The sequence below is a fragment of the Saezia sanguinis genome (assembly GCF_003991585.1).
In the GTDB taxonomy this organism is placed as follows: Bacteria; Pseudomonadota; Gammaproteobacteria; order Burkholderiales; family Burkholderiaceae_C; genus Saezia; species Saezia sanguinis.
This window is the reverse complement of sequence record NZ_PQSP01000210.1, coordinates 1-238: the sequence shown is the minus strand read 5'-3', so window position 1 is coordinate 238 and position 238 is coordinate 1. Positions and strand designations below refer to the sequence as shown.

The following is a 238-nucleotide window of genomic DNA, read 5'->3' as shown; positions in this document are numbered from 1 at the left end:
AATTCAAGTGTCAGCACAACCAAAACAAGAAGCGAAAGCGGCACAAAGTGCGGTTAAAAAAGAGGAAGAAAAACCAGCAGATCCTCGCATCAAATACGGTGTAATGGCGGGTGTAGGTGTGTTATTCCTCTGGCTTGCATCTGTGGCGCCAGCGGCATTCCTTTCTCACTTCACCGTATTCGTATTGGCTTGTGTAGTCGGTTACTATGTGGTTTGGAATGTCAGCCACGCTTTACAC

At 47.1% G+C, this 238-nt stretch carries 1 protein-coding gene; it reads left to right on the top strand.

Translation table 11 applies throughout. The features are described 5' to 3' along the window. Positions 1-238 (top strand): proton-translocating transhydrogenase family protein (locus CUZ56_RS15530; protein ID WP_204250987.1); only part of this gene is annotated, 238 nt, incomplete at both ends.